Source organism: Anoxybacillus sp. (assembly GCF_036834105.1).
Classification (GTDB): Bacteria; Bacillota; Bacilli; order Bacillales; family Anoxybacillaceae; genus Anoxybacillus.
Genome location: NZ_DAITON010000179.1, coordinates 1 through 3481, shown reverse-complemented (window position 1 = coordinate 3481; position 3481 = coordinate 1). Strand labels below are relative to the sequence as shown.

The 3481-nt window shown below is 40.8% G+C and carries 6 protein-coding genes; 4 read left to right on the top strand and 2 right to left on the bottom strand.

Annotated features, from left to right (window positions below):
- The coding region (locus tag V7Z64_RS12415) for a DUF3055 domain-containing protein (protein ID WP_334110600.1) at positions 1-266 on the top strand (266 nt) is incomplete at its 5' end.
- A 38-nt stretch (positions 267-304) separates the two neighbouring features.
- Positions 305-577, top strand: coding sequence for a cytosolic protein (locus V7Z64_RS12410; RefSeq protein ID WP_297987852.1), 273 nt, complete (start codon positions 305-307; stop codon positions 575-577).
- A 23-nt stretch (positions 578-600) separates the two neighbouring features.
- Here the strand turns inward: V7Z64_RS12410 and V7Z64_RS12405 are convergent, their stop codons facing one another.
- Positions 601-876 (bottom strand): YutD family protein, encoded by a 276-nt coding sequence (locus V7Z64_RS12405; RefSeq protein WP_297987850.1) that lies wholly within the window; start codon positions 874-876, stop codon positions 601-603.
- A 111-nt stretch (positions 877-987) separates the two neighbouring features.
- On the opposite strand from V7Z64_RS12405, the gene V7Z64_RS12400 reads away from it, so the two are divergent.
- The gene (locus V7Z64_RS12400) at positions 988-1620 is read left to right on the top strand and encodes a YhcN/YlaJ family sporulation lipoprotein (protein WP_297987848.1); all 633 of its coding nucleotides are present in this window, start codon (positions 988-990) and stop codon (positions 1618-1620) included.
- Positions 1621-1666: 46 nt separating this feature from the next.
- On the opposite strand, the gene lipA is transcribed toward V7Z64_RS12400, so the two are convergent.
- Positions 1667-2581 (bottom strand): lipoyl synthase, encoded by a 915-nt coding sequence (lipA, locus tag V7Z64_RS12395; RefSeq protein WP_334110596.1) that lies wholly within the window; start codon positions 2579-2581, stop codon positions 1667-1669.
- Between the two features lie 125 nt (positions 2582-2706).
- On the opposite strand from lipA, the gene V7Z64_RS12390 reads away from it, so the two are divergent.
- On the top strand, positions 2707-3481 hold a 775-nt coding region (locus V7Z64_RS12390), incomplete at its 3' end, for a M23 family metallopeptidase (RefSeq protein WP_334110595.1).

Here is a 3481-nt window from a genome sequence, read left to right as displayed (position 1 = left end):
TGGAGAAGTTCTTTTTATATGATGAGACAGTTGATACGAAAACGCGGTTCGTCAGCTTCGTTGGCAAAGAAGAACGATTTGACTTAGCGATCGTCCAGACAGACCGCTTTTATGGAAAAGTGCTCGTACTCGATTTACAAAGCAACCGATATGCCATTATCGGTTCAGATGACTTGCAACAACCGGGATATATTGAACATGTATATCATTTAAACGAAGAAGAAGCAAATGAGTTGAGAAGTTTTTTACATGAAATTGTCGGTTAAGTGGAACGCTATGTAAAAAAACGAAGGGAGGGTCGTACATGACCGATGAAACATACCACGATTTTTCAACAGTAGAAGCACGGAAAAACTTTCTCGTTCCAGAAACGCTGCCAGAAGTTCCGTATGGCGCCCCGCGTGGTGAACATGAGCCTGTTCAAAACAAAAGTACACCTTGGCAAAAAGGACAACGATATTACAGTGCATTTAATTACGAATATAAATCGCTTCATCAAAACATCCCACGCCAAGACCCTGGGGCTCATCCGATGCACGATGATCCAGATGAAAATGGACAACAGCCATATTCATGAAAAAATAGGTCAGAATACTTGACCTATTTTTTCACTTTACGCAACACAAAATATGCGCAACCAAAATTGCAATATTCAAACAAATATTCCGATAACGTACTTATCTTCGTATCATATGTCGCCTTCTGATTGTGATCGTCAAAAAAACCGCGTAAACGAAGTTGGTTATATCCCCAGTCCCCAACAATGTAATCATATTTATTTAAAATATCTGTATAACGTGCCCGAAATGCTTCTTCATTGAAACCGTTGCGCACATTTTCTATAAGTTCGTAGCACGTATGATGAATACAAATCATCGTCCTCACCTCTTCTTTCCATTTCTATCATAAAACATGTCTTTCCCCCAAGCAATGACCATTATGAATTGCTCAATAAAACGAATAATAAAGAAGAAGGGGGGAGTTGCTTTGCGGAAAACATGGATCATTACAGGAGTAAGCGCCATCGCTTTATTATCCGGATGTGCTGGAACAAATGAACCAACATCTTTGTATGAAAAAAGCGGAACAACGATTAACGTTCGTTCACGAAACGATTTATATAACGCGCATGGTGTGCGAAACGGACTTGATTCACGTCTAACAAATTTCGGCTACGTCCGTCATCAAACAAGCCCCATCCCAGGGGACACAACGCAATATGCGACCATGCCTGTATTAAATCGTGAAAATGTCGCTGATTTAATCAGTAAATTATGCACACAACTTCCGAACGTTTATGATGTCGGGACACTTGTTACAGACGATACCGTCTTTGTTGTTTACAAAACAGACAGTACAAACCGATTTGAAACAGCTGACCAAGTGAAAAAAACAGCCATTTCTGTCGTACCGCGTTATTATCACGTGTATGTTTCCGACAATCCACGCATGTTTCAAGATATTGAACGCTTTGGCCGTTTAGATGCAAATAGCCAAAATGTCGATCAAGTTTTGCAACAGACGATCAATGAAATGCTTAAATCGCCTCAAGGCAAAAAAATAAGTAGTGGCGAAAACGAAAACGGTGTGCAACGCGAAGAAATGAATATGATGAAATGAACAAAAGGGATGTCCCACTCGATTTGAGGGGGCATCCTTTATATATTTACTCCACTGCTTTTGCCGATTGTACTTGTTCGTCAGCATGATAAGAAGAGCGAACGAGAGGACCAGACTCACAATGGCTAAATCCTTTGGCTAACGCAATTTCTTTTAATTCCACAAACTCATGAGGATGGTAATATTTCTCTACTTTTAAATGTTTCTTTGTCGGCTGTAAATATTGGCCGATTGTTAAAATATTCACTCCTACCGCCCGTAAGTCATCCATCGCCTCTAAAATTTCTTCCTTCGTCTCTCCAAGTCCAACCATTAAGCTTGATTTTGTTGGAATGTCAGGTTGCATCTCTTTTGCGCGGCGTAAAAATTCAAGTGAACGTTCATACGTTGCACGTGCACGAACACGTGGAGTAAGGCGGCGAACCGTCTCAATATTATGGTTTAAAATGTCAGGACGTGCATCCATTAACGTTTTTAAGTTGTCATATATGCCCCCCATATCCGATGGCAATACTTCAATTGTCGTTAACGGATTTTTCCGACGAATGGCACGCACAGTCTCCGCAAATACAGCTGCTCCGCCATCTTTTAGATCGTCGCGAGCTACTGCAGTGACGACAACGTGTTTTAAATTCATTAAACGAACAGATTCAGCCACACGCTCTGGTTCTTGCCAATCTAATTCAGTTGGCAATCCTGTTTTGACAGCACAAAAGCGGCAAGCACGCGTGCATACGTCCCCTAAAATCATAAACGTTGCCGTTCGACGAACAGCCCAACATTCATGAATATTCGGGCAACGCGCTTCTTCACATACAGTATGCAATTGTTTTTCACGCATCATTTTTTTCAAGCCCGTATAGTGTTCATTCGTATTTAACTTTATCTTTAACCACTCTGGTTTGCGAAGGTGCTGTTCTTTTGTTGACATCATTTTCACGCTCCACTCGTTAATATACATTACTCATTATACGAATTATTGCTTTACAATACAAAACAGTTTGTTTTTCCAACATTTTTTATTTATGAAAAAGGTCAATTACCTCAAACTAATGATATGAACTTCGGAGAAAGGAGCAAGAGTGCGTGAAAACATTATGGTGCATCATCTTTCTTCTTTTCATGCCGTTCCAAGCACTTGCAGCTGCACCAAATGATTTATACGACAAGCGAATGGAACTTTATAAAAAAGCGGAAGCCATTTCATTGATCCCGTGGTATTATTTTGCAGCAATCGATCAATACGAACGTAGCATTCGGCAAGCGCGGCGCGACTTATCAAAGCCGACAGGAGTGATTAGCATTTATATTCCTCCAGAACGATGGTCAGGGCCACTTAATTTTAATCAAGAAGATCAAAATCCATTCACAATTAGCCAATTCGGTGGAATAGGTATAGATGGAAATGGAGACGGTTTTGCAGATCGAACAAATGATGAGGACGTTCTATTTGCTTTCGCGCGTTTTTTACGATCATACGGAACAGATCATACGCATATAAAAATGGCGCTATGGGATTATTATGAACGAAGTAAAACCGTCGATATGATTTTAGGCAAAGTAAAGCTTTATAAACATTTCGGAACGCTTCAACTCGACCAATACGCTTTTCCCATTCCGCGTCGCTTTGAATATAGTTACCGAAGTACGTGGGGAGATGCACGCGGTTGGGGAGGTCGTCGCATTCATGAAGGAACGGATATTTTCGCCCATTATGGCACACCTGTGCGCTCTACATGTTATGGCATCGTTGAATTAAAAGGTTGGAACAAATACGGTGGTTGGCGCATCGGTATTCGTGACATCAACAATACGTACCACTACTTTGCACACTTAAACGGATTCGCCAACAATTTAGAAG

Excerpts from the sequence above, each read along its gene's own strand:
- V7Z64_RS12410 (WP_297987852.1), top strand. The coding sequence starts at position 305 with ATGACCGATGAAACATACCACGATTTTTCAACAGTAGAAGCACGGAAA.
- V7Z64_RS12405 (WP_297987850.1), bottom strand. The coding sequence starts at position 876 with ATGATTTGTATTCATCATACGTGCTACGAACTTATAGAAAATGTGCGC.
- lipA (WP_334110596.1), bottom strand. The coding sequence starts at position 2,581 with ATGTATATTAACGAGTGGAGCGTGAAAATGATGTCAACAAAAGAACAG.